24 protein-coding genes, 1 tRNA gene and 1 riboswitch are annotated in these 22656 nt (G+C 71.2%); of the genes, 10 read left to right on the top strand and 15 right to left on the bottom strand.

Going from position 1 to position 22656, the window contains the following annotated elements; genetic code table 11:
- Together G408_RS0103440 and G408_RS14710 are read left to right on the top strand one after the other, a co-directional pair.
- Complete coding sequence (locus tag G408_RS0103440; RefSeq protein ID WP_037412068.1) at positions 1–1257, top strand: M61 metallopeptidase family protein; 1257 nt, start codon at positions 1–3, stop codon at positions 1255–1257.
- 8 nt (positions 1258–1265) lie between these two features.
- Entirely contained in the window at positions 1266–2195 is a 930-nt protein-coding gene (locus G408_RS14710) for a class I SAM-dependent methyltransferase (protein ID WP_051282567.1), read from the top strand.
- Between the two features lie 13 nt (positions 2196–2208).
- On the opposite strand, the gene G408_RS0103430 is transcribed toward G408_RS14710, so the two are convergent.
- The 4 genes from G408_RS0103430 to G408_RS0103415 all read right to left on the bottom strand — a co-directional run bounded on the left by G408_RS0103430 (position 2209) and on the right by G408_RS0103415 (position 5141).
- Entirely contained in the window at positions 2209–3660 is a 1452-nt protein-coding gene (locus tag G408_RS0103430; protein WP_028769950.1) for a M20/M25/M40 family metallo-hydrolase, read from the bottom strand.
- A 5-nt stretch (positions 3661–3665) separates the two neighbouring features.
- On the bottom strand, positions 3666–4082 hold the full coding sequence (gene mscL / locus G408_RS0103425) for a large-conductance mechanosensitive channel protein MscL (protein WP_028769949.1): 417 nt from the start codon (positions 4080–4082) through the stop codon (positions 3666–3668).
- A gap of 109 nt (positions 4083–4191) precedes the next feature.
- Complete coding sequence (locus tag G408_RS0103420; RefSeq protein WP_037412179.1) at positions 4192–4875, bottom strand: fumarylacetoacetate hydrolase family protein; 684 nt, start codon at positions 4873–4875, stop codon at positions 4192–4194.
- A 5-nt stretch (positions 4876–4880) separates the two neighbouring features.
- Entirely contained in the window at positions 4881–5141 is a 261-nt protein-coding gene (locus G408_RS0103415; protein WP_028769947.1) for a hypothetical protein, read from the bottom strand.
- A gap of 66 nt (positions 5142–5207) precedes the next feature.
- Here G408_RS0103415 and G408_RS0103410 point away from each other — a divergent pair, with 66 nt between their 5' ends.
- A complete protein-coding gene (locus tag G408_RS0103410) occupies positions 5208–5537 on the top strand; it encodes a Rieske (2Fe-2S) protein (RefSeq protein ID WP_028769946.1) in 330 nt (109 codons plus the stop codon).
- Here the strand turns inward: G408_RS0103410 and G408_RS0103405 are convergent.
- From G408_RS0103405 to thiS, 5 genes are all read right to left on the bottom strand, one after another.
- Positions 5518–6000: a hypothetical protein gene (locus G408_RS0103405; protein ID WP_028769945.1), complete on the bottom strand. Its 483-nt coding sequence runs from the start codon at positions 5998–6000 to the stop codon at positions 5518–5520. The two genes, G408_RS0103410 and G408_RS0103405, sit on opposite strands and share 20 nt — an antisense overlap.
- Before the next feature lie 67 nt (positions 6001–6067).
- Positions 6068–7927 carry an SLC13 family permease gene (locus tag G408_RS0103400; RefSeq protein ID WP_028769944.1) on the bottom strand — a complete coding sequence of 620 codons (1860 nt, stop codon included), beginning with the start codon at positions 7925–7927 and terminating at the stop codon, positions 6068–6070.
- A 15-nt stretch (positions 7928–7942) separates the two neighbouring features.
- Positions 7943–8662, bottom strand: a complete 720-nt coding sequence (gene trmB / locus G408_RS0103395) for a tRNA (guanosine(46)-N7)-methyltransferase TrmB (protein ID WP_028769943.1) — start codon at positions 8660–8662, stop codon at positions 7943–7945.
- A gap of 4 nt (positions 8663–8666) precedes the next feature.
- On the bottom strand, positions 8667–9464 hold the full coding sequence (locus G408_RS0103390) for a thiazole synthase (protein ID WP_028769942.1): 798 nt from the start codon (positions 9462–9464) through the stop codon (positions 8667–8669).
- A gap of 52 nt (positions 9465–9516) precedes the next feature.
- Complete coding sequence (gene thiS, locus G408_RS0103385) at positions 9517–9717, bottom strand: sulfur carrier protein ThiS (RefSeq protein WP_028769941.1); 201 nt, start codon at positions 9715–9717, stop codon at positions 9517–9519.
- 50 nt (positions 9718–9767) lie between these two features.
- On the opposite strand from thiS, the gene G408_RS0103380 reads away from it, so the two are divergent.
- Positions 9768–9841 (top strand) — tRNA-Gly (locus tag G408_RS0103380).
- Positions 9842–9882: 41 nt separating this feature from the next.
- Here G408_RS0103380 and G408_RS0103375 read toward each other — a convergent pair.
- On the bottom strand, positions 9883–10983 hold the full coding sequence (locus G408_RS0103375) for a calcium:cation antiporter (RefSeq protein WP_028769940.1): 1101 nt from the start codon (positions 10981–10983) through the stop codon (positions 9883–9885).
- Positions 10984–11102: 119 nt separating this feature from the next.
- On the opposite strand from G408_RS0103375, the gene G408_RS0103370 reads away from it, so the two are divergent.
- The 5 genes from G408_RS0103370 (at position 11103) to G408_RS0103350 (ending at position 15839) form a co-directional block, all read left to right on the top strand.
- Positions 11103–11582 (top strand): ATP-dependent zinc protease family protein, encoded by a 480-nt coding sequence (locus G408_RS0103370; RefSeq protein WP_051282565.1) that lies wholly within the window; start codon positions 11103–11105, stop codon positions 11580–11582.
- A complete protein-coding gene (rimK, locus tag G408_RS12965) occupies positions 11551–12489 on the top strand; it encodes a 30S ribosomal protein S6--L-glutamate ligase (protein ID WP_051282601.1) in 939 nt (312 codons plus the stop codon). The genes G408_RS0103370 and rimK overlap by 32 nt, the downstream gene beginning before the upstream one ends.
- 239 nt (positions 12490–12728) lie before the next feature.
- Entirely contained in the window at positions 12729–13415 is a 687-nt protein-coding gene (locus G408_RS0103360) for a response regulator transcription factor (protein ID WP_028769938.1), read from the top strand.
- A gap of 4 nt (positions 13416–13419) precedes the next feature.
- Positions 13420–14721, top strand: coding sequence for a HAMP domain-containing sensor histidine kinase (locus G408_RS0103355; protein ID WP_028769937.1), 1302 nt, complete (start codon positions 13420–13422; stop codon positions 14719–14721).
- 8 nt (positions 14722–14729) lie between these two features.
- Positions 14730–15839: a CNNM domain-containing protein gene (locus tag G408_RS0103350; protein WP_211226641.1), complete on the top strand. Its 1110-nt coding sequence runs from the start codon at positions 14730–14732 to the stop codon at positions 15837–15839.
- 50 nt (positions 15840–15889) lie between these two features.
- Here G408_RS0103350 and G408_RS0103345 read toward each other — a convergent pair whose 3' ends face one another.
- From G408_RS0103345 to metF, 3 genes are all read right to left on the bottom strand, one after another.
- Positions 15890–16807 carry a branched-chain amino acid transaminase gene (locus G408_RS0103345; protein ID WP_028769935.1) on the bottom strand — a complete coding sequence of 306 codons (918 nt, stop codon included), beginning with the start codon at positions 16805–16807 and terminating at the stop codon, positions 15890–15892.
- 88 nt (positions 16808–16895) lie between these two features.
- On the bottom strand, positions 16896–17402 hold the full coding sequence (locus tag G408_RS14705; RefSeq protein WP_211226640.1) for a hypothetical protein: 507 nt from the start codon (positions 17400–17402) through the stop codon (positions 16896–16898).
- A 78-nt stretch (positions 17403–17480) separates the two neighbouring features.
- A complete protein-coding gene (gene metF / locus G408_RS0103335) occupies positions 17481–18302 on the bottom strand; it encodes a methylenetetrahydrofolate reductase [NAD(P)H] (protein ID WP_028769934.1) in 822 nt (273 codons plus the stop codon).
- A 122-nt stretch (positions 18303–18424) separates the two neighbouring features.
- Between metF and G408_RS0103330 the strand changes: the two genes are divergently transcribed.
- Positions 18425–19555, top strand: coding sequence for a GGDEF domain-containing protein (locus G408_RS0103330; RefSeq protein WP_028769933.1), 1131 nt, complete (start codon positions 18425–18427; stop codon positions 19553–19555).
- Between the two features lie 22 nt (positions 19556–19577).
- On the opposite strand, the gene ahcY is transcribed toward G408_RS0103330, so the two are convergent.
- Together ahcY and metK are read right to left on the bottom strand one after the other, a co-directional pair.
- Positions 19578–21002: an adenosylhomocysteinase gene (ahcY, locus tag G408_RS0103325; RefSeq protein ID WP_028769932.1), complete on the bottom strand. Its 1425-nt coding sequence runs from the start codon at positions 21000–21002 to the stop codon at positions 19578–19580.
- Between the two features lie 47 nt (positions 21003–21049).
- A riboswitch (S-adenosyl-L-homocysteine riboswitch) is annotated at positions 21050–21147 on the bottom strand.
- 134 nt (positions 21148–21281) lie between these two features.
- Positions 21282–22523: a methionine adenosyltransferase gene (gene metK / locus G408_RS0103320; protein WP_028769931.1), complete on the bottom strand. Its 1242-nt coding sequence runs from the start codon at positions 22521–22523 to the stop codon at positions 21282–21284.
- Positions 22524–22656: the final 133 nt, after the last annotated feature.

Raw genomic sequence — 22656 nt, 5'->3', positions numbered from 1 at the left:
ATGCCGAACCGATCGTTTTCCTGCCTCGTCGCCCTGCTGCTGGGCCTGCTCGTCCTCCTCGCCGGCTCTGGCCGCGCCATTGCCGGCGAGGCGCCACCGGTCTACGACCTCGAATACCGGGCGGGCTTCGCGCCGGCCCGCGGCGTGGCGCTGGTCAGCCTGACCCACACGCCGCGCACCGGCCGCATCAGCCGCCTGCGCATGGACCTCGACCCGGAGCGTTACCGCGCCCTGCGCGCCGAGGGCGGTACGCTCGAGCGCAAGGGTCGCACCTGGACCTGGACTCCGGATGCCCGGCGGCCCTCCACCCTGCACTGGGAGCATGTGGTGAACCGCCAGCGCCGCGGCGGCGGCTACGACGCCCGCCTGACCCGCGACTGGGTCATCGTGCGCGGCGACAACCTCTTCCCCGCCGCCCGCGTGGTGGCTCCGGGCGGTGCCGAATCGCGCACCGTGCTGCGCTTCGACCTGCCCGAGGGCTGGACCAATGTCGACACGCCCTATCCGCATGGCCGCGACCGCCGCGAATTCATCGTCGAGAACCCCGAACGCCGCTTCGAGCGCCCGGTGGGCTGGATGATCGCCGGTGCCGTGGGTACCCGCCGCGAGGTGGCGAGCGGCATGGAGGTGAGCATCGCCGGCCCGCGCGAAGGCCCCGTGCGGCGCAACGAGGCGCTGGCCTTCATCAATCTCGTGGCTCCGGAGATGGAGCGCGCCTTCGGCACACTGCCGGAGAAGGTGCTGATCGTCAGCGCCGGCGATCCGATGTGGCGCGGCGGCCTTTCCGGCCCGCGCTCGCTCTACGTGCATTCCTCCCGGCCGCTGATCAGCGAGAACGGCACCTCTACCCTGGTGCACGAGCTGGTGCACATGGTCACCCGCATCCGCGGCGCCGAGGGCGATGACTGGATCGCCGAGGGCACGGCCGAGTTCTACTCCATCACCCTGATGCACCGCGCCGGCCTGCTCAGCGACAACCGCCGCGACCGCGCTTTTGCCTGGATGGAGAACCATGGCCGCAACGTGAAGAGCCTGCTCGGCGACCGCTCGGCCGGGCCGGTCACCGCCCGCGCCGTCACCCTGTTCCGCGCCCTCGACCGCGAGATCCAGCAGCGCAGCCGCGGCGAGAAGTCGCTGGACGACGTGATGCGGCGCCTGGTGGAGATCCGCACCGTCTCGCGCGAGGACCTCGCGGAGGTGGTGCGCGAGCTCACCGGCCGGCCTTCCGCCGTGCTCGACACCCCGCTGCTGCGATGAGGCGCTTTATGCGCCTCGCGCGTTTCGCCGGGCGGCTGCGGCGTGCCTTCGTCCCGGGCACGCCGGTGCCCGGCCTCGGGCCCGGGGCCGCCCTTCCCGCCGAGGCCTGGGACTCCCACGCGGCCTTCATGGCGGTCCGCGAGGGCGAGGCACATGAGCGGCTGAAGGCGCAGTGGCGGATGGCCCAGCAGCTACCGGCCGCCGCCAGCGGGCAGGGCCTGTCCGGTCTCTGCGCCTGCTGCGGCATCCTCACCCGTTTCGGCGATCCTGCCGCGCCCTCCAGCTTCGATGTGCGGGAGGGCCTGGCCTGCGCGGCCTGCCGGCTCAACGCCCGCATGCGCCAGGCCCTCGGCCTGCTGGTGGAGGGCCTCGATCCGGCCACGGCGCGGCTCTACCTCACCGAGCAGGCCTCGCCGGGCTTCGTCTGGCTGCAGCAGCGCTACGCCCACGCCCGCGGCAGCGAGTTCGGGCTGGACGCCGGGCGCCGACAGCGCCTCACCGGCTGGTTCCATGCCCTGGGCGGGAAGGGCGAGCTCGTCGAGGCCGACGTCACCCGCCTGCCCGATGCCGATGGCTCGCTGGATGCCATCGGCAGCTTCGACGTGCTGGAGCACGTGCCCGACTACCGCGCCGCGCTGCGCGAGTTCGCCCGCGTGCTGGTGCCGGGCGGGCGACTGGTGCTCACCGTGCCCTTCCTCGAAACCGAGGCCGAGACCCTCGTGCGGGCGCGCCTGCGCGCCGACGGCAGCGTGGAGCACCTGCTGCCGCCGGAGATCCACGGCGATCCGGTCTCCGGCGGCGTACTCTGCTACTACCACTTCGGCTGGGACCTGCTCGGGGCCCTGCGCGAGGCCGGCTTCCGCCGCGCCGAATGGGTGCGCAGCTTCGCCCCCGAGCTCGGCTTCTACGGGCTCTGGGCCCTGCGCGCCCGGCGCTGAAGGCCTTGGGGCCTCAGCGCGAAGCCGCCGGGGGCGGCGATGGCGCGGTCTTCGGCGCCTCGCCAAAGTCCACCGAGGTCTCGGCCGCGAGGTAGGCGAAGGCCGCATAGGCCGCCACCTGCTGGTCGAGCGCCGCCGGCTCGAGCTTGTCGAGGGTGTCGTCCGGGGTGTGGTGGAAATCGAAGTAGTCGCTGCCGTCCTGCGCCAGCTGCGCCCAGGGCACGCCGAGCGCCACCAGCGGCCCGACATCCGGCCCGGGACCGCCGCCGGTCTCCTCCACCGCGATGCCGAGCGGCGAGAGCACCCCGCCGATGGCGCGCAGCACCGGCCAGGCCTCGGGCGCCGCCCCGGCGCGCAGGGCATAGATGCGCCCGGCGCCGAAATCGCTTTCCGCCGCCACCTGGTGGCCGGGCCAGCGGCTGCCCACGCTGCGGGCGTACTCGCGCGCGCCCCAGAGGCCGTTCTCCTCGCTGGCCCAGGCGATCACCCGCACGCTGCGGCGCGGGCGCTCGGGCAGGGCGGCGATGGCGGCACCGGCGGCCAGGGTGATGGCCACGCCGGCGGCATCGTCCAGCGCGCCGGTGCCCTGGTCCCAGGAATCGAGGTGGCCGCCGATGACCACGAATTCGTCCGGGCGCTCGCGGCCCAGCACGTCGCCGATCACGTTCCAGCTGCGGCCCGTGCCGCCGACGCCGGCCACCAGGTCGAGGCGCACCCGCACCGCCTCGCCGCGGGCCAGCAGGCGCAGCAGCTGGTCGGCATCGGGGCTGGAGAGCGCCGCGGCCGGGATCTTCGGCACGCCCTCGGCATAGCGCATCTGCCCGGTATGGGCGAAGCGTCGGCTGGAGGTGCCGATGGAGCGGATCAGCAGGGCCACCGCGCCCTTGCGGGCCGCCACCGAGGCGCCGTTCGAGCGCGCGCCCACCGCCGGGCCATAGCCGGCGCCATCGCGCGCCCGACCCATGCGGTAGGCAATGAAGGCGATCTTGCCGTCCAGGCTGCCCTCTGGCGCGGCCTCCAGTGCGGCCAGGCTGTCGAAGGCCACCACCTCGGCCTCCAGCGGCCGGCCGCCGGTGCCCACCGAGCCGCCGAGCAGGGTGAGAGCGAGCGGCTGCGGCGCGGGGGCCACGATTTCGCCGTGCTCGTAACCGCGCTGCCAGAAGGGGAACTGCACCTCCTGCAACGCCACGCGGTCGAAGCCCAGGGCCCGCATCCGCGCCTCGGCCCAGCGCACGGCGCGGTGGTCGGCCTCGGTGCCGGCCAGCCGCGGCCCGATCAGGGTGATCTCCTCGGCGAGGGCGAAGGCCGGGCTGCCCGCCAGCGCCCGATCGCGCAGGGCTTCGGCGGTGCGCAGCGCGGCCTCATCGAGGCCGCTCGCCGCCTCCGCGGTGGGCAGGGCGGGGGCGAAGAGCGGCAGGCCGGCCAGCAGCAGGCCGCCGCACAGGGAGCGGAGGGCGCACCGCATCGCGCTTACTTCGCCTTCAGCGCATCGCGGATCTCGGAGAGCAGCTTCACTTCCTCGCTCGGCTCGGGCGGAGCGGCCGGGGCCGGCGGTGTGGCATTGCGCAGGCGGTTGATCGCCTTGACCACGAGGAAGATGGCGAAGGCCACGATGGTGAACTGCACCACGGCATTCAGGAACAGGCCGTACTTGATCGAGACCGCGGCGATCTCGCTGCCGTCGGCGGCGGTACCGGCCGCCTGCAGCACCCATTCGAGCTCGGAAAAATCGATGTTGCCGATGAGCCAGCCGATCGGCGGCATGATCACGTCGCTGACCAGGCTGGAGACGATCTTGCCGAAGGCGGCGCCGATCACCACGCCGACCGCGAGGTCGACGACGTTGCCGCGCATGGCGAATTCCTTGAACTCCGACAGCATGCCCATGGGGTGTCCTCGTGCGGGAAGGGAAGCGCCTTGCGGGGCGCCTGGGCGAGGGTAGCGATTGCGCCGCGGGTGGGCCAGCCGGGCGACGCGTGCCGCCCGGGCAGTTTGCTCAGACGATGCGGCCGGCGAGCTCGGCCACGCCTTCCAGCCGGGCGTGGAAGCGGTCGCCACGCTGCAGGGCCGCCACTCCGGCCGGGGTGCCCATGAACACGAGATCGCCCGCGCGCAGCCGGAACAGGCCGGAGAGGTGCACGAGGATGTCCTCGACGCCGAACAGCATCTCGCCCAGCGTCGAGCGCTGCCGCAGCTCGCCGTTCACTTCCAGCGACAGCACGGTGTCCGGCCCCGGGTGGCCATGGCCTGCCACCGGGCGCAGGGGCGAGACCGGGGCCGAGGCATCGAAGCCCTTGGCCACGTCCCAGGGCAGGCGCTTCTCCTTCGCTACCGCCTGCAGGTCGCGGCGGGTGAGATCGAGGCCCACGCCATGGGCGTACACGAATTCCAGGGCTTCCTCGCGGCGGATCGGCCCCCCGGCGTCGCGGCCCAGGGCCAGCACCATCTCCACCTCGTGGTGCAGGTCGGCGGTGCCGGGCGGGTAGGGCACGTCGGCGGCCAGCCAGGCGGCATCGGCCGGCTTCATGAAGATCGTCGGCGTGCCGCGCTCCACCGGGGCGCCCATCTCACGGGCGTGGTCGGCGAAGTTGCGGCCCACGCAGTAGATACGGTGCACCGGGAAGCCCGCCTGGCCGCCGAGAACCGGCAGGCAGGGCAGCGCCGGCGCCGGGAAGGCCAGGGCGCTCACCGGGCCTGGGGCAGGCTGCGGGCTTCGACCACCCGGTACTCGCCCTCGAGCACCGAACCGGCCGGCTTCGCGGCGGCACGGCGGCGCAGCAGCGACTGCATTGCGCGGAAGGCCAGCATGCCGAGGCCCACGAGCACCCCGCCCAGCACCAGCAGCATCAAGAGGGCGATGCCGAGTACGGCCAGCAGCAGGCGCAGCAGCGGGTGGCGCGGCCGGCTGGGGCGGAAGCGGTGGAAGCGGGCGAAGAAACCGTGCATGTCAGGAATGCGACAATGGGCGGGCTGCGGAGTATGGACGGAGCCATGGGGGCGGACGTAAGCGAAGTGTTAATCGAGCCGGCCAGCGTGCCGGAGGACCAGCCGGTGGCCCTCGAGCTGCCGGCGGCGGACGGTTCCTGCCCGGTGATCGCCTTGAGGCGCGGGGCCGAGCTTCGGGTCTGGCACAACGCCTGCCCGCATGCCGGGCGGCGGCTGGATTACGTGCCGGGGAAGTTCCTGCGCCAGGCGAACCGCCTGGTCTGCGCCGCCCACGGCGCCCAGATCCGCCTCGAGGACGGGGCCTGCGTGGACGGGCCGGGCCGCGGCGGGGCGCTTGCCGCCCTCGAGGTGCGCCCGGTGCCGGAGGGCTGGCGGGTCAGGGTTCCGGGGCGCTGAAGGGTTCCAGCCGGGCGTGCTGGGCCCGCCAGATGAGCGCGCCGTAGCCCAGGGCACAGCCGGCCAGCAGCACCAGGGCCGGCACCACCCCGGCCACCAGGCGGTCCAGCGCATCCTCGAGGTCGATCGCCACCAGGCCAGCCGCCAGCATGGCCACCACGCCCAGGCTGGCCACCGCCGAGAGCAGCAGCCCGGCCCAGCGGTAGCGCCGCTGCCGGGTTTCCCGCAGCAGGGCCCGGCCCAGCAGGCCGAGCACCAGGTAGGGCGCGAGCAGGGCGGTTTCGGTCAGGGCCAGTTTCGCGGCGTACAGGGTGAGCTGCACGCCGGGCAGCTCCATCCGCCCGGCGAGCGGCGCAAGCCCGCCGCAGGCCTTCACCAGAAGCAGGGCGGCCGAGGCGAGCGCGCCGAGCCCGAGCAGGGCGAGCTCGAGACGGCGGAGCCTGTCGGGGCCGGGCCGGGCCATGGGCGTTCCGTGACAGCCGCGTGAAGCGGGCGATGCGCCGACCCTAGCACGGTTCTTCGCGCTTTCGTCACCCCGGCCAGAAAAAGCGCTCCAGCACGTTCACCGCCGCCACCACGATCACGAGGTAGACGAGCATCAGCGGCAGGCCGGTGCGCAGGTAGTCGCGCGGGGTGTAGCCGGCCGGGCCGGTCACCATGGCCAGCACCGGGTTCGAGGCGGAGAGGAAATTGTTCGAGGCCGAGAGCGCGGCAATCAGGGCGAAGCTCGCCGGGCTGCCGCCGCCGGCCAGCGCGAGGTTGATTGCCATCGGCACCATGATGACGGTGGCTCCCACATTGCCCACCACCAGCCCGAACAGCGCGGTGAGCAGGCCCAGCGCGAACTCCAGGGCCCAGACCGGGGTGCCCTCGCCGAGTCGGGCGAGGGTGTGCTGGGCCACCCAGTTCGCGGCGCCGGTCGAGTCCATGGCCCAGCCCAGCGGGATCAGGCAGGCCATCAGGAACACCGTCTTCCAGCTGATGGCCTGGTAGGCCTCGTCCATGTCCAGCACCCCAGTCACCAGCAGGGCGGTGGCGCCGGTCATCAGGGCCAGCGGCACCGGCACCAGGGTGCTGAAGGCGAGCAGCATGGTGGCCACGAAGATGCCCACCGCCCACCACAGCTTGTGCGGCCGCTGCTCGGCCTTGGGATAGTCGGTGACCACCACGAAATCCCGCGATTCCGCCGCCTGCGCCAGGTCCGACCAGATGCTGTGGAACACCAGCATGTCGCCGGCCTTGAGCGGGATGCGGCGCAGGTTCTCGCGCCAGACCTGGCCCTCGCGGTTGATCGCAAGAAGGCTGATGCCGGCGCGCTTGCGCAGCCGCAGTTCCTCCGGCGGGCGGCCGATGAAGCGCGAGGTCGGCGGGATCACCGCCTCGGAGATGCCGGCGCGCGCCGGGTTGAAGAGATCGGCGAAGTGCCTGAGGCGGCTCGAGACCCGCAGCAGGTTGCGCTGGGCGTAATCGTGGATGGCCTGGCGCTCGCCCATCACCCCGATCACGCTGCCCACCCAGAGGCGTTCGTCGCCCGGCGGGGCGAGGCGGGTCTCGTTGTTGGCGGCGAGCGCCAGCAGCAGCGGGGCATCGGGCTGCTGCTCGGCCTCGGCCACCGAGCTGCCCACCAGCGGGCTTTCGGCGGTGAGGGTGAGCTCCCACAGCTCGCCGCTGATGCCGTAGGTCTGGGCAAAGTAGCTGTCGGTGCGGCCCGGGGCCACGCCCTTGGCGTCCTCCTCCGGCAGCCAGCGGCGGGCGCCGAAGTGCCAGTAGGCCAGTCCGGCCGCCACCAGCAGCAGGCCGATCGGCAGCGGCGCCAGCATCGGCAGCGGGTGGAGCGCGGCCGCGCCCGGCGGCAGGTTGCGGTTGGCGGCGGCCAGCAGGTCGTTGAGCAGGATCAGCGGCGAGCTGCCCACCATGGTGAGGGTGCCGCCCATGATGATGGCGGCGGCGATCGGCAGCAGCAGGCGGGCCAGTGCGATGCCGGTGCGGCCGGAGAGCCGCGAGGCCACCGGCAGCATCAGCGAGGTCACTGCCGGGTTCTGCATGAAGGCCGAGAGCAGGGCGCCGGTGCCCGAGGCCAGCAGCAGCAGCCGCGATTCCATGCCCTTCGACCAGCGCAGCAGGTTCACCGCGAGGCGGTTCAGCACGCCGGTGCGGTCGAGGCCGGCGCCGAGCACCATGGTGGCCATCAGGCTGATCACCGCATTGCCGGCGAAGCCGTCGAAGAGCTGCGTGGCCGGCACGATGCCGAACAGGCCCAGCGCCACCAGCACCACCAGCGCCGTGGCGTCGGCGCGGATGCGCTCCATCATGAACATCAGCATGGTGAAGCCGACCAGCCCCAGCACCACCAGCATGTCGGTGGTCAGCGCGAGCCCGGCGTTCTCCATGCGTCCTGCTCCCCGTCAGTCGATGCGGTCGTAGAGCAGGTCCCAGACCCCGTGGCCGAGTTTCAGGCCGCGGGTCTCGAAGTGGGTCTGCCGCCGCCATTGCGGCCGCGCCACCGCGCCCCCGGGCCCGGCCCGGTTGCGCAGCCGCGGCTCGGCATCGCAGACCTCGAACATCTGCCGGGCGTAGTCCTCCCAGTCGGTGGCCAGATGCAGCAGGCCGCCGGGCTTCAGCCTGTCTGCCAGCAGGGCCACGAAGCCCGGCTGCACCAGGCGCCGCTTGTGGTGGCGCTTCTTGTGCCAGGGATCGGGAAAATAGATGCGCACCTCGTCGAGCGAGCCTTCGGCCAGCTCGTGCTGCAGCACCTCCACCGCGTCGTGGCAGTACACGCGCAGGTTCGCGAGCCCCTGCGCCGCGGCCCCGTGCAGCAGCCGGCCGACGCCGGGGGCATGCACCTCGATGCCGAGGAAGTCCTTTCCGGGCTCGTGGGCGCAGGCGAACAGCAGCTGCTCGCCATTGCCGAAGCCGATCTCCACCACCCGCGGCGCCTCGCGGCCGAAGGTGGCGCCGAGGTCGCGCGGCTGGCCGGTGTAGTCGAGGCCGAAGCGCGGCCACTGCTCGTCGAGCGCCCGCTGCTGGCCCGGGGTGAGCCGGCCCTGGCGCAGCACGAAGCTGCGCACCTGGCGCTGGCCGGGTACCTCGGTGAAAGGCTTCTTCAGGGGCGCGTGCTCGGCCATCGGCTCAGAAGAACAGGCCGTCGGTGGGCGAGGAGGCCGAGGCGTAGCGCTTCTTCGGGATGCGCCCGGCGCGGAAGGCCTCGCGGCCGGCCTCGACGGCCTTGCGCATGGCCGAGGCCATCAGCACCGGGTCCTTCGCCCCGGCGATGGCGGTGTTCATCAGCACCCCGTCGCAGCCCAGCTCCATCGCCACCGCGGCGTCCGAGGCCGTGCCCACGCCGGCATCGACCAGGATCGGCACCTTCGCGTTGTCGACGATCTCGAGCAGGCTCCACTTGTTCTGGATGCCGAGGCCCGAGCCGATCGGGGCCGCCAGCGGCATCACCGCCACGCAGCCGATCTCCTCGAGGCGCTTGGCCTGGATCGGGTCGTCGGTGCAGTACACCATCACCTGGAAGCCCTCGGCGACCAGGATCTCGGCGGCCTTCAGGGTCTCCGGCATGTGCGGGTAGAGGGTCTTCGGATCGCCCAGCACCTCGAGCTTCACGAGGCGGTGCCCATCGAGCAGTTCGCGGGCGAGGCGGCAGGTGCGCACCGCGTCCTCGGCGGTGTAGCAGCCGGCGGTGTTCGGCAGGATCGTGTAGCGCTCCGGCGGCAGCACGTCGAGCAGGTTGGGCTCGTCGGCGTTCTGGCCGATGTTCGTGCGGCGGATCGCCACGGTGACGATCTCGGCCCCGGCGGCCTCGGTGGCGCGGCGGGTTTCCTCGAGGTCCTTGAACTTGCCGGTGCCGGTGAGCAGGCGCGAGCGGTAGGGCTTGCCCGCGATGATCAGCGGGTCGTCGTTCGGGGGAAGGTGGGTCATCGCGCCATTATGGCCCCGCAGGGGCCGCCGTGGCGCATTGCGCGGCGCCGGTTCAGCCACCGCCCAGGGCGTGCACCACCTCGATGCGGTCGCCCTCGCGCAGCGCGTGCCCGGCATGCAGGCCGCGCGGCACGATCTCGCCGTTCACCTCGATGGCCACCCGGCGCTGGGCCAGGCCGAAACGCTCGAGGAGGCCGGCGAGGCTCAGCCCGGCCTCGATCTCGTGGGGTTCGCCGTTCAGGAGGATCTGCATGGGGCCTGCATTGCGGAGAAGCGGCGGCCTTGCCCATAATCGGCGGCGCCGCGGGTGTCGTCTAATGGTAAGACAACAGCTTCCCAAGCTGTGAACGTGGGTTCGATTCCCATCACCCGCTCCAGCCGATGGCTGCCGCCGGGGCCGCACCGCCGCGAAGGCGCGTCAGGGCACCACGATGAGGAACAGCCAGGTCGCCAGCAGGATCAGGTGCACCACGCCGGAGAGCAGGCTGGCGCGGCCGTTGCCGTAGGTGAGGATGGCCATCAGGAAGGACAGGCCGAGCAGCACGGCGCCGCCCGGGGTCACGCCGAGCGCCACCGGGGTGTGGGTCCACCAGGCCACCAGCGAGACCGCCGGCACGGTGAGGCCGATGCTGGCCACGCCGGAGCCCAGCGCCAGGTTGATCGAGGTCTGCAGCTGGTTCTTCTTCGCCGCCCGCACGGCGGTCATGCCTTCGGGCATCAGCACGATGGCGGCCACGATCACGCCGACCAGGGCCGCCGGCGCGCCGGCTTTCGTCACCAGGGACTGCAGGTAGGGCGAGACATCCTTGGCCAGCAGCACCACGGCGGCGAGCGCGAGCAGCAGCAGCGCCAGCGCGGCCAGCGACTGCCGGCCTGGCGGGCGTGCCGGCGCCACCGCGGCGGGCGAAGGGGCCTCGTCCGCGGTCGTGGCCGGCAGCGGCAGGAAGTATTCGCGGTGGCGCACCGTCTGCACGAAGGTGAAGGCCAGCCAGAGCACGAGGCAGCTCGCGCTCACGAAGGCGAGCTGGGTGGCGGTGTAGTAGGGGCCGGGCAGGCTGGTGGTGAAGTTCGGCAGTACCAGGGTGAGCGCCACCATCGGCAGCAGCACCGTGAGGTAGGCCTGGGCGCCGCGGGTGCTGAAGTCCTGCTCGCGGTGGCGGATCGCGCCCACCACGATGCACAGGCCGGCCACGCCATGCAGCACCAGCACCACGGTGGCGTGGATGGTGTCGCGCAGCAGCGTGGGTTCGGGCTGGCCGCCGAACATGATCGAGACGATCAGGCCGAGCTCGATCACCGTGACCGCCAGGGCCAGCAGTACCGCGCCGAAGGGCTCGCCGACCCGGCGGGCCACCACCTCGGCATGGTGCACGGCCGAGAGCACGGCACCGAGCAGGGCGGCGACCAGCACTGCCGCCGCGGCCGGCCCGGCGCTGCTGTGCAGCAGGAAGTGCACCGTGAGTGCCAGCGGCGGCACGGCGATCGTCCAGTAGGGCAGCAGGCGCTCGGGGGCGGGCATCGGCAGTCGCTCGGGATGGAACCGGCCGGGGAGTATGCCGAAGCCGCCGCCGCCCGCCCGCGCATTGCCCCAGGAACGCCGTTCGGGCAGGCTGCCGGCATCGCCACCGCCTCCCGTCCATGCCCGCCCCCACGATGTCCGGTGCTGCCCCGATCCGCGTGCTCGGCTGGCGGGAATGGCTGGCCCTGCCGGCCCTCGGCCTGCCTGCCATCCGCGCCAAGATCGATACCGGCGCGCGCAGTTCCTGCCTGCACGTCGAGGCCATCGAGACCCGGAATCAGGCTGGGCGCGAGCAGGTGCGCTTCCTGCTCGCCCCGGGCGAGGGCCGCCCGCCGCACTGGGCCGAGGCGCCGGTGCTCGACCGCCGCATCGTCACCGATTCCGGCGGCCACCGCAGCGAGCGCATCTTCATCCTCACCCCGCTGCGGCTGGCGGGCGAGGAGTGGCCGATCGAAATCAACCTGACGCATCGGCGCAACATGCTCTTTCCCATGCTGCTCGGCCGCACCGCCATGGCCGGGCGCTTCCTCGTGGATCCCGCGCGCTCCTTCGTCCTCGGTGACCCCGGTGCCGACCAAGCTCACCCTGCTCTCGCGTAATCCCGCGCTCTACTCCTCGCAGCGCCTGGTGGAAGCCGCCCGCGAGCGCGGCTGCACGGTTCGGGTGATCGACCCCCTGCGCTGCGCCCTCAAGGTGGCCCCGGGAGCCTTCGAAGTGCGCTACAAGGGCCGTCCGCTGCCACGGCAGGACGTGGTGATCCCGCGCATCGGCCACTCGGTCACCTTCCATGGCACCACGGTGCTGCGGCAGTTCGAGCTGATGGGCGCGGCCACCCCGAGCAGCGCCGATGCCATCCTGCGCGCCCGCGACAAGCTGCGCTGCCACCAGCTGCTGGCCGCCGAGGGCATCGACCTGCCGGTGACGGCCTTCGGCGACAGTCCGGACGACACCCCGGCCCTGCTGGACATGGTGGGGCCGGCCCCGCATGTGGTGAAGCTCAACGAGGGCACCCAGGGCAGCGGCGTGGTGCTGGCCCGCGACCTCGCCGCCTCGCGCAGCGTGATCGAGGCCTTCCGCGGCCTGTACGCCAACTTCCTCGTGCAGGAGTTCATCGGCGAGGCGAAAGGCATCGACCTGCGCTGCTTCGTGGTGGGCGACCGGGTGGTGGCGGCCATGCAGCGCCATGCCGCCCCGGGCGACTTCCGCGCCAACCTGCACCGCGGCGGGCGGGCGGCCCTGGCCGATCTCGACGAGGCCGAGGCGGCGGTGGCGGTGAAGGCGGCCCGGCTGCTGGGACTGGGAGTGGCCGGCGTCGATCTGCTGCGATCACGCCGCGGTCCGCTGCTATTGGAGGTGAACTCCTCGCCGGGTCTCGAGGGCATCGAGGCCGCCTCGGGGGTCGATATCGCCGGCGCCATCATCGACTATGTGCTCTCCCTGGTGCCGCCGCGGGTGTCCCGTTCCCGGCGTGGACGGCGGGTTAACCAATCCCTCCCTGCCGATTAACGAAAACCGAACGGCGGCGGGCCTAGGCTCTCCCCCGACCGTCACTCCCGTCAGCGCTCCGGCGCAGAGGCGGATTACGGTAATCGGGGCAGTAGCTTGTTTGGCCCGTACCGGTGCATGCTCCGCATCGGTCGGGCCTTTCTTTTTGCCCTTGTTTTCGTAGCGAACGGCGCCTATTTCTGGCGAACCACCACCGAACGGTCCGTGATCCGGGCCGGAACATCCCGAAGGACCTGTCCGTGCGCGTTCTCGTCATCGAAGACAACCGCGACATCGCCTCCAACCTCGGCGACTACCTCGAGGACCGCGGCCACACCGTCGATTTCGCCGCCGACGGCGTGACCGGCCTGCACCTCGCCGTGGTCAACGACTTCGACGCCATCGTGCTCGACCTCAACCTGCCGGGCATGGACGGGCTCGAGCTGTGCCGTCGGCTGCGCCAGGACGCCCGCAAGCAGACCCCGGTGCTGATGCTCACCGCCCGCGATTCGCTGGAGAACAAGCTCATCGGTTTCGATGCCGGGGCCGACGACTACCTCGTCAAGCCCTTCGCCCTGCAGGAGGTGGAGGCACGCCTGCAGGTGCTGGCCCGCCGCGGCAAGGCCGCGCAGCCGCGGGTACTGCACGTGGCCGACCTCGAATACAACCTCGACACCCTCGAGGTGCGGCGCCAGGGCAGGCTGCTGCCGCTCAACCCCACGGCGCTGAAGATCCTCCAGGCGCTGATGGAGGCCTCGCCGGCGGTGGTGCCGCGGCAGGAGCTGGAAACCCGGGTCTGGGGCGAGGAACTGCCGGATTCCGACTCGCTGCGGGTGCACATCCACGGCCTGCGCGCCGCCATCGACAAGCCCTTCGGCAAGGCGCTGATCCAGACCCGCCACGGCATCGGCTACCGCATCGCCGACCCCGAGGCAGTTTCGGGCTGATCCCTTGGCCTTGCGTTACCGACGTCGGCTGCGCAGCCGGCTCATCGTTTCCTTCGCCCTGCTGGGCTTCGCGCTCACGGCTACCTTCGCGCTCGCCACCCTGGTGCTGCGCGAGCGTCTGGAGGACCAGCTGATCGGTGCCTTCCTGATGCAGGAGACCGCGGCCTTCGTGCAGTTCAAGCGCGAGAACCCGCAGCCGGACGCCCAGTATCAGCTCTCCGACAACAAGATCGAGCTCTACTACCGCCGTCCGGACAGCCCGAACACGCCGCCGGAATGGCGCGGGCTGGAGGATGGCGTACACGATTTCGTCGAGCCCGGCCCCGGCGGCCGCGATCGCCACTACAAGCTGGCGGTGCGCCACGATGGCGATTTCGTGGCGTACATGCGCTACAGCTTCCAGCAGGAGGCTCTTGGGCAGCGCCAGCTCGCCATCGCGCTGGTGGGTGCGGTGCTGGTGTTCTCCTTCCTGTCGCTGGTGCTGGGTGCCTGGTCCTCGCGGCGGGTGATGAAACCGGTGACCGAGCTGGCGCGGCGCATCGGCGAACTGCGTGTGGGGGGTGAGCGCAAGCGCCTCGCCGACCGCTTCGCCGACGACGAGGTGGGCCAGCTCGCCGCCGCCTTCGACGACTATGCCGAGCGCCTGAGCGAGGCCAACCGCCGCGACCGCGAGTTCAATGCCGATGTCAGCCACGAGCTGCGCACCCCGCTGGCGGTGATCCGCGGGGCGGCCGAGCTGCTGCTCGCCCGTCCCGACCTCGACGACAAGACCCGCATCCGGCTGCAGCGCATCGAGCGGGCGGCGCAGCAGTGCACCGACCTCACCGTGGCCCTGCTGATGCTCTCGCGCAACGAGCGCGGCACCGGGCATACCGATCTGCGGCGGCTGGCCCTGCAGCTCGCCGAGGCGAACCGCGCCCAGCTCGGTGGCAAGCCGGTGGCGATCGTGGTGGAGGGCGCCGAGGATGTCTTCGTCGATGCCCCGGAAGCGGTGCTGGCGGTGGCGCTCGGCAATCTCGTGGGCAATGCCTGCAAGTACACCCAGGAGGGCGAGGTGCGCATCGTGCTGGCCGCCGACCGGGTGCAGGTCTTCGACACCGGCCCCGGCCTCAGCGCCGAGGATGCCGCCCGCCTGTTCGAGCGCGGCTACCGCGGCTCGGGGGCCGGCGGTACCACCGGTGGTGGCATCGGCCTGTCGATCGTCAGCCGCCTGTGCGAGCTCTACCGCTGGGCGGTCTCGGTGGCTCCGCGTCCGGAGGGCGGGGCGGTGGCCACCCTCGTCTTCCGTGAGGGCGCCGCGGCATGATGGTGCCGATGATCGCCACCGTGATCCCCCCCGAGCCCGCCGCCCTCGGCGCCTGGGGCCTGCTGCTCGCCTACGTGGGCGCGGCCCTGCTGGTGTCCTTCCTCTGCTCGCTGGCCGAGGCCACCCTGCTCAGCCTGACCCCGGGCTACATCGCCGGCCTGCGCGAGAGCCACCCCAGGCGCGCCGAGCTGCTGAAACGCCTGCGCGAAGACGACATCGACCGCTCGCTGGCGGCCATCCTCACCCTCAACACCATGGCCCACACGGTCGGCGCCATCGGTGCCGGTGCCCAGGCCACGGTGGTGTTCGGCGATGCCTGGTTCGGGGTGTTCTCGGCGGTGATGACCCTGCTCATCCTGTTCGGCTCCGAGATCCTGCCGAAGACCCTGGGGGCGGTGTACTGGCGCCGGCTGGCCGGACCCACCGCGCACTTCGTGGCAGCACTCGTGGTGCTGATGTACCCGCTGATCGTGGTCTCGCAGTGGATGACGCGCTGGATCTCCGGGGGAGAGAAACCGCAGCAGTTCAGCCGCGAGGAATTCGTGGCCATGGCCGGCCTCGGCCGCGAGCACGGCCAGCTCAGCGACCGCGAGTCGAAGATCGTGCGCAACCTCTTCCTGCTGAAGTCGGTGCGTGCCTCGACGGTGATGACTCCGCGCGTGGTGGTGGCGGCGCTGCAGGTGGACCGCAGCGTGGACGAGGCGCTGGCCGCCACCGCCACCGGGCGGCAGTTCTCACGCCTGCCGGTCTACGAGACCTCGATCGACACCGTCACCGGCTTCGTGCTGCTGGAAGACCTGTTGATGGCCAAGGCCAAGGGCCGCGGCGACGCGAAGGTGGGCGAGTTCCGCCGCGACATCATCGCCCTGCCGGGCAGCATGCTGCTCTCCAAGCTGCTCGAGACCCTGCTCGAGCAACGCCAGCACATCGCCCTGGTGGTCGGCGAGTTCGGTGAGACGCTCGGCATCGTCACCCTCGAGGACGTGGTGGAAACCCTGCTCGGCGAGGAGATCCTCGACGAGGGCGACGATGTGGCCGACATGCAGCAGTTCGCCCGCCAGCTCTGGGTGAAGCGGGCGCGCCGCCTCGGCCTGCCGGAAGACCTGCTGGATTCCTGAAGGCCCCGCGGCGGCAGGGGCGCCGCGCTGCGGGGCAGGCCGGAGGCCGTTCAGACCGGATCGAGCCAGCCGTACTTGTCCGGGGTGCGGCCGTCGAACAGGCCGAAGAACAGGTCCTGGATCCGGCGGGTCACCGGGCCGGGCTTGCCGCTGCCCACCTGGCGGCCGTCGACACTGCGGATCGGCGTGACTTCCGCCGCCGTGCCGCACATGAAGAGCTCGTCGCAAAGATAGAGGTATTCGCGCGGCAGATCGCGCTCGACCACGCGGATGCCGGCGTCCTGCGCCAGGGTGATCAGGCTGTGGCGGGTGATGCCGTTCAGCAGGGCCGCCGAGACCGGCGTGGTATGCAGCTCGCCGTTCATCACCAGGAACAGGTTCTCGCCGGCGCCCTCGCTCAGGAGGCCGGTGCTGGCGAGCGCGATGCCCTCGCCGAAGCCGAGGCGGCGTGCTTCGCGGGCCACCAGCTGGCCGGAGAGGTAGTTGCCGCCGGCCTTGGCGCCGGCCGGGATGGTGTTCGGGGCGAAGCGCTGCCAGGACGAGACGCAGGCGTCGATGCCGGCCTCCAGCACGTCCTCGCCGAGGTAGCGGCCCATGTCCCAGGCCGCCACCGCCACTTCCGTGGGGCAGTCGGCCGAGAGGCCGAAGCCGCCAAGGCCGCGGAAGGCGATCGGGCGCAGGTAGCCTTTGCCGAGTCCGTTGGCCTGGATCACCTCGCGGCAGGCGGCATTGATCTCCTCCAGCGTGTAGGGGATCGGCATCTCGTAGATCTTGGCCGAGGCGAACAGCCGCCGGTTGTGGTCGTCGAGGCGGAAGATCGCCGGGCCCTTCGGCGTGGCATAGCAGCGGATGCCTTCGAATACCGAGGAGCCGTAGTGCAGGGCATGCGCCATGACGTGCACGGTGGCTTCGGCCCAGGGCTTGATGCGGCCGTTGTGCCAGATGAAGGGCGGGTAGGTCTGGGCCATCGCGAAGGTCTCGGGAAGGGAGGGAAGCGGGAAGGCGCGTGGGACCGCGCCGGGCCGCCGATTGTAGCCGCCGGTGCCGGGGGCGGCCCTAGTCGGCGAACCACCAGCAGCCGGCGGCGCGCACCAGGCGGAACTCCTCCACCTCGGCAAACCCTCCGCCCTGCGGTGCATGCTCGATGGCAAGGCGGTCCGGCGGGGCGGCCAGGGCTTCGGCGGCGAGCAGCGGATCTTCGCTGCGCTCGGCGCTGTGGTAGAGGCGCACCGCGACCGGCTGCGAGCGGGCGATGGCCTCCAGCCGCGGCATCACCACCCGCGCTGCGCCCGAGGAGCGGCCACGCCAGTCGTAGTAGGCGGCCAGCCGGTTGCCGTCGGCGGCCGCCAGGGCCGCCTCTACGGCCTCGCGCAGGGCCTCGGGCCGGCGCGCGCAGTCGGGCAGGGGGCCGGTGGCGGCAGCGCCCTCGCCCCTGGTTCCGGTGCTGGCATCCGTGTTCGCGGCGGTCGTGGGGCGAGCATCTAGCAGCTCGCAGGCTCGGTCGGTGAAGACCGGGGTGCCGTCGGCGGCGATGCAGCGGTTGAGCACCGGTTGCGCAGCCACGGCGTCGGGCCGGACGCTGGCGGCAAGGACGAAAGAGAGGGACAGAAGGAGGGCGGCAGGGGCACGCATGCGCCAACGCTAGCGCAGGCGCTCCAGCACGGCCAGCGTCGGGCGGGCGAGGTTGAGGGTGTAGAAGTGCAGCTCCGGCGCGCCGCCCTCGAGCAGGCGGCGGCAGAGCGCAGCCACCACGTCGGCGGCGTAGGCGCGCAGGCCCTCCACGTCGTCGCCGAAGGCTGAGAGCCGCTTGCCGAGCCAGCGCGGAATCTCGGCACCGCAGCTTTCGGAAAAGCGCCTGAGCTGGGTGAAGTTCGAGATCGGCATGATGCCGGGCACGATCGGCTGGGTGACCCCTGCGGCCCGGGCGGCGTCGACGAAGCGGAAGTAGGCGTCGGCGTTGTAGAAGTACTGGGTGATGGCGCCATCGGCGCCGGCCGCCATCTTGGCCACGAAGTGGCCGAGGTCGGCGACGGCATCCTCGGCCTGCGGATGCACCTCGGGGTAGGCGCCCACCTCGATGTGGAAGGCATCGCCGAAGGCCTCGCGCACCAGGCGCACCAGATCGGCGGCATGCCGCAGCTCACCAAGCGATCCCATGCCGGAAGGCAGGTCACCGCGCAGCGCTATCAGACGGGTGCAGCCCATGGCGTGGTAGCGCTCCAGGAGTTCGAGGAGCTCGGCGCGGGTGCCGCCCATGCAGCTCAGGTGCGGCGCGGTATCGAGACCGTGTACCTCGCGCAGGTGCCGCACCGTCTCCGGGGTGTAGCTCAGGGTCGAGCCGCCGGCACCGAAGGTCACCGAAACGAAGCGCGGTGAGAAGGCTTTGAGCTTCGCCACCGTGCGATCGAGCTGCTGGCGTTGTTCATCGGTCTTGGGCGGGAAGAACTCGAAGGAGAGGGCCATCGTTCGTGGGGCAGAGCAGCGGGCGCTCGGAATCATATCTTTTATTCGCGATAAAAAGATTTGTTTTTCGGCCCGTCGGGCGGGGTCACGGGATTGCCGTCCGGCCACCGCATAATGCAGCGATGAACCCGCCCCGCATGACCACTATCACTGCCCTGCGGCGTGCCGCCACCCTGGCCTCCGAGCGGCAGCGCGTGGTCGACCTGCGCGAGCGCTCGCTGCTAGGTGGGGGGTTCTACGTCATCAGCTGGTTCCTGATCGCCGGCTTCAGCGAGGCCATGGCGCTGCGCACCACCGGTGTCGTGTTGGGCGGCCTGGGGCTTGCCGTGCTCGCCGCCCTGCGCTTCCTGCCCACCCCGGCCATGCCCGACCAGGCCGCGGCACGCCGGGCCCGGGCCCGGCTCTGGGCGCTGCTGATGGCGATGGCGGCCCTCTGGGGCGGGCTGTGCGCCTGGGCCTGGGTCGATCCGGCCTTCGCCGAGAGCCGCATGCTCACCGTGCTCGGCGTGGTCTCGCTGGCCACCGCCTTCGCCCAGCTCTACGCCGTGGGCCGGCCGCAGGCCTTCGCCGGCATCGCCCTGATGGTGCTGCCCACCTTGCTGGCCATGGCCCGCGAGGGGGGCTACGAGGGCCTGGTGCTGATGCTCCTCGTGAACCTGGCCTACCTCGCGGCGGTCATCTTCCGTGCCAACCGCGAGTACGAGACCCGGCTGGCACTGGAAGTGGAACTGCGCACCGAACGCGACCGCTACGTGCGCCTGAGCCGGGTGGATGCCCTGAGCGGGCTGTCGAACCGCGGGCATTTCCAGGGGCTGTTCGAGGCCGCGGTGGCCAACCGCGATGGCGGCACCGTGCTGCTGGTGCTCGACGTCGATCGCTTCAAGCAGGTGAACGACCGCTTCGGCCATGCCGCCGGCGACCGGGTGATCGCCAGTGTGGCCGAGGCCCTGCGCAGCGGAGTGGAATCGGTGGATGGCGTGGCGGCCCGGCTGGGGGGCGAGGAGTTCGGCGCCCTGCTGCGCGGCATGGACTCGGCGCAGGCCCTGGCCCTGGCCGAGGACCTGCGCCGGCGCATCGGCGCCCTGCGTTTTCCCTTGCCGGACGGCAGCGAGTTCCAGGTGACGGCCAGCATCGGCCTTGGGGCCTTCGATCCGCGCCGTCACCGCGATGCCGACGCGCTCTACCGCGAGGTCGATGCCGCCCTGTACCGGGCCAAGGCCGGTGGCCGCAACCGGGTGGTGGCCATCAACTAGCCCCGGAACATCGGGCGCACGGTCAGTAGCGGTAGTGCTCGGGCTTGTAGGGGCCTTCCACCGGCACGCCGAGGTAGGCCGCCTGTTCCGGGGTGAGGGTGGTGAGCTTCACCCCGATCTTCTCGAGATGCAGGCGCGCCACTTCCTCGTCGAGCTTCTTCGGCAGGATGTAGACCTTCTTCTCGTAGCGGTCGCGGTTGGCCCAGAGGTCGATCTGGGCCAGCGTCTGGTTGGAGAAGGAGTTCGACATCACGAAGCTCGGGTGGCCGGTGGCGCAGCCCAGGTTCACCAGCCGGCCCTCGGCCAGCAGGAAGATCGAGCGGCCGTCCGGGAAGGTGTACTTGTCCACCTGCGGCTTGATGTTGAGGCGGGTGGCGCCGGAGTGGTTCAGGCGGTCGACCTGGATCTCGTTGTCGAAGTGGCCGATGTTGCAGACGATGGCCTGGTCCTTCATCTGCTGCATGTGTTCCAGCGTGATCACATCCCTGTTGCCGGTGGTGGTCACATAGATGTCGGCACGGCCCAGGGTGCTCTCGACGGTGTTCACCTCGAAGCCCTCCATCGCCGCCTGCAGGGCATTGATCGGGTCGATCTCGGTGACCACCACGCGGCAGCCGTAGGCGCGCAGGCTGTGGGCCGAGCCCTTGCCGACATCGCCATAGCCGCAGACCACCGCCACCTTGCCGGCCAGCATCACGTCCATCGCGCGCTTCAGGCCGTCGGCCAGCGACTCGCGGCAGCCGTAGAGGTTGTCGAACTTCGACTTGGTGACCGAGTCGTTGACGTTGATCGCCGGCACCAGCAGCTTGCCTGCCTGGGCGAGCTGGTAGAGGCGGTGCACGCCGGTGGTGGTCTCCTCGGAGACACCCTTCCACTCTTTCACCACACCGGTCCAGAAGCCCGGGCGCTCCTTCGCCACGCGTTTCAGCAGGTTCTTGATCACCTGCTCCTCGTGCGAGCCCGAGGGCGAGTTCACCCAGCGCTCGTCACCCTGTTCCAGCTCGTAGCCCTTGTGGATCAGCAGGGTGACGTCGCCGCCATCGTCGACGACCAGCTCAGGACCTCGTCCGCCCGGGAAGCTGATGGCATCCAGCGTGCAGTCCCAGTACTCCTCCAGCGTCTCGCCCTTCCAGGCGAACACCGGCGTGCCCGATTTGGCGATGGCGGCGGCGGCATGGTCCTGGGTGGAGAAGATGTTGCAGGAGGCCCAGCGCACGTCGGCGCCGAGGTCCTTCAGGGTCTCGATCAGCACCGCGGTCTGGATCGTCATGTGCAGCGAGCCGGTGATGCGCACGCCCTTCAGCGGCTGGCTCGGCGCGTACTTCTGGCGGATGGCCATCAGGCCGGGCATCTCCTGCTCGGCGATGTCGATTTCCTTGCGGCCCCAGTCGGCCAGCGAGAGATCGGCGACCTTGTAGTCGGTCGGCAGGTTCACGACAGCATTCATTCCTCGTCTCCGGGATTTGCCGCCGCGCGGCGCGCGGGGCGGTGGTGGCAAATCGGGCGCCGTTCGGATGGCAGCCCCGGGGAGCGGGGCATCCGCCGAGCCTGAGCCGGGCTCTGGTCTCCGGCGTGCAGCGCCCCTCGGCGGGCGTGGCGCGAAGATTCTACTCCTGCCTTGCGGCCCCAGGATGAAGGCCGCAAGAAACGCCGACGGCCCGCAGGGGCGGGCCGTCGGGAGGATGCGAGTCGATGCCGGCCGCGGGATGGTCCCGCGGCACCCGGCTTACTTCTTCTTCGCCTTTGGCTTGCCGGCCTTGCCGAGGCCGGCGGCCTCCTTCAGGGCCTCGGCGCGGTCGGTCTTCTCCCAGGAGAAGGCGGTGGCGGTCTTCTTCTTGCCGTCGGCGCCGACATAGCTGACCTCCTTCGGCTTGCGGCCGAAGTGGCCGTAGCTGGCGGTGGCCTGGTAGATCGGATGCTCGAGGTCGAGCATCCGGGTGATGCCATAGGGGCGCAGATCGAAGTGGGCGCGGATCAGCTTCTCGATCACTGCATCCTCGACCACGCCGGTACCGAAGGTGGTCACCGAGATGGAGGTCGGCTCGGCCACGCCGATGGCATAGCTCACCTGCACCTCGCAGCGGCGGGCCAGGCCGGCGGCGACCACGTTCTTCGCCACGTAGCGGGCGGCATAGGCCGCCGAGCGGTCGACCTTCGAGGGGTCCTTGCCGGAGAACGCGCCGCCGCCATGACGGGCCATGCCGCCGTAGGTATCGACGATGATCTTGCGGCCGGTCAGGCCGCAGTCGCCCACCGGGCCGCCGATCACGAACTTGCCGGTCGGGTTGATGTGCATCTTCGACTTCGGCAGCCTGGCCAGCCATTCCTTCGGCAGCACCGGCTTGAAGATGTGCTCGACCACGGCCTCGACGATGTCCTTGTGCTTGATGCCTTCGTCGTGCTGGGTGGAGAGCACCACGGCGTCGAGGCCGGCGATGGTGTTGCCGTCATAGCGCAGGGTGACCTGGCTCTTGGCGTCCGGGCGCAGCCACTTCAGCTTGCCGCTCTTGCGCACCTTGGCCTGCTGCTCGACCAGGCGGTGCGCGTAGTAGATCGGGGCGGGCATGAACTCGGGGGCCTCGTCGCAGGCGAAGCCGAACATCAGGCCCTGGTCGCCCGCGCCCTGTTCCTCGGGCTTCTTGCGGTCCACGCCCTGATTGATGTCGGGCGACTGCTTGCCGATCATGTTGACGATGGCGCAGGTATGGCCGTCGAAGCCGACGTTGGAGTTGTCGTAGCCGATGCCGTTGATCACCTGGCGGGCCAGGGCCTCGATGTCGACCCAGGCCGAGGTGGTGATCTCGCCGGCGACGATGGCGGCACCGGTCTTCACCAGGGTCTCGCAGGCGACGCGGGCGCGCGGGTCCTGCGCGATGATCGCGTCGAGCACCGCATCGGAGATCTGGTCGGCCAGCTTGTCCGGGTGGCCTTCGGACACCGACTCCGAGGTGAAGAGGTAGCTGCTCATTCGTCTTATATCCCTTGATTCGGATGAAAGGATGGGCGCGGATGATACACCCCCCTCGCCCGGGCTGCATCCTGCCGCGGGCGGCGTTGCCGTTGGTTAAGGACGGGCGAGGACGTCATCCTGCTGCAACCGC

It is taken from the genome of Silanimonas lenta DSM 16282 (genome assembly GCF_000429065.1).
GTDB classification, from domain to species: domain Bacteria; phylum Pseudomonadota; class Gammaproteobacteria; order Xanthomonadales; family Xanthomonadaceae; genus Silanimonas; species Silanimonas lenta.
The sequence above is the reverse complement of the archived record's forward strand: the minus strand, read 5'-3'. Positions and strand labels throughout refer to the sequence as shown.

What these genes read in the sequence shown, in the direction of transcription:
- G408_RS0103440 (WP_037412068.1), top strand. Translation starts at nt 1, where the DNA reads ATGCCGAACCGATCGTTTTCCTGCCTCGTCGCCCTGCTGCTGGGCCTG.
- G408_RS14710 (WP_051282567.1), top strand. Translation starts at nt 1,266, where the DNA reads ATGCGCCTCGCGCGTTTCGCCGGGCGGCTGCGGCGTGCCTTCGTCCCG.
- G408_RS0103430 (WP_028769950.1), bottom strand. Translation starts at nt 3,660, where the DNA reads ATGCGGTGCGCCCTCCGCTCCCTGTGCGGCGGCCTGCTGCTGGCCGGC.
- mscL (WP_028769949.1), bottom strand. Translation starts at nt 4,082, where the DNA reads ATGGGCATGCTGTCGGAGTTCAAGGAATTCGCCATGCGCGGCAACGTC.
- G408_RS0103415 (WP_028769947.1), bottom strand. Translation starts at nt 5,141, where the DNA reads ATGCACGGTTTCTTCGCCCGCTTCCACCGCTTCCGCCCCAGCCGGCCG.
- G408_RS0103405 (WP_028769945.1), bottom strand. Translation starts at nt 6,000, where the DNA reads ATGGCCCGGCCCGGCCCCGACAGGCTCCGCCGTCTCGAGCTCGCCCTG.
- G408_RS0103400 (WP_028769944.1), bottom strand. Translation starts at nt 7,927, where the DNA reads ATGGAGAACGCCGGGCTCGCGCTGACCACCGACATGCTGGTGGTGCTG.
- trmB (WP_028769943.1), bottom strand. Translation starts at nt 8,662, where the DNA reads ATGGCCGAGCACGCGCCCCTGAAGAAGCCTTTCACCGAGGTACCCGGC.
- G408_RS0103390 (WP_028769942.1), bottom strand. Translation starts at nt 9,464, where the DNA reads ATGACCCACCTTCCCCCGAACGACGACCCGCTGATCATCGCGGGCAAG.
- thiS (WP_028769941.1), bottom strand. Translation starts at nt 9,717, where the DNA reads ATGCAGATCCTCCTGAACGGCGAACCCCACGAGATCGAGGCCGGGCTG.
- G408_RS0103375 (WP_028769940.1), bottom strand. Translation starts at nt 10,983, where the DNA reads ATGCCCGCCCCCGAGCGCCTGCTGCCCTACTGGACGATCGCCGTGCCG.
- G408_RS0103370 (WP_051282565.1), top strand. Translation starts at nt 11,103, where the DNA reads ATGCCCGCCCCCACGATGTCCGGTGCTGCCCCGATCCGCGTGCTCGGC.
- G408_RS0103350 (WP_211226641.1), top strand. Translation starts at nt 14,730, where the DNA reads ATGATCGCCACCGTGATCCCCCCCGAGCCCGCCGCCCTCGGCGCCTGG.
- G408_RS0103345 (WP_028769935.1), bottom strand. Translation starts at nt 16,807, where the DNA reads ATGGCCCAGACCTACCCGCCCTTCATCTGGCACAACGGCCGCATCAAG.
- metF (WP_028769934.1), bottom strand. Translation starts at nt 18,302, where the DNA reads ATGGCCCTCTCCTTCGAGTTCTTCCCGCCCAAGACCGATGAACAACGC.
- G408_RS0103330 (WP_028769933.1), top strand. Translation starts at nt 18,425, where the DNA reads ATGAACCCGCCCCGCATGACCACTATCACTGCCCTGCGGCGTGCCGCC.
- ahcY (WP_028769932.1), bottom strand. Translation starts at nt 21,002, where the DNA reads ATGAATGCTGTCGTGAACCTGCCGACCGACTACAAGGTCGCCGATCTC.
- metK (WP_028769931.1), bottom strand. Translation starts at nt 22,523, where the DNA reads ATGAGCAGCTACCTCTTCACCTCGGAGTCGGTGTCCGAAGGCCACCCG.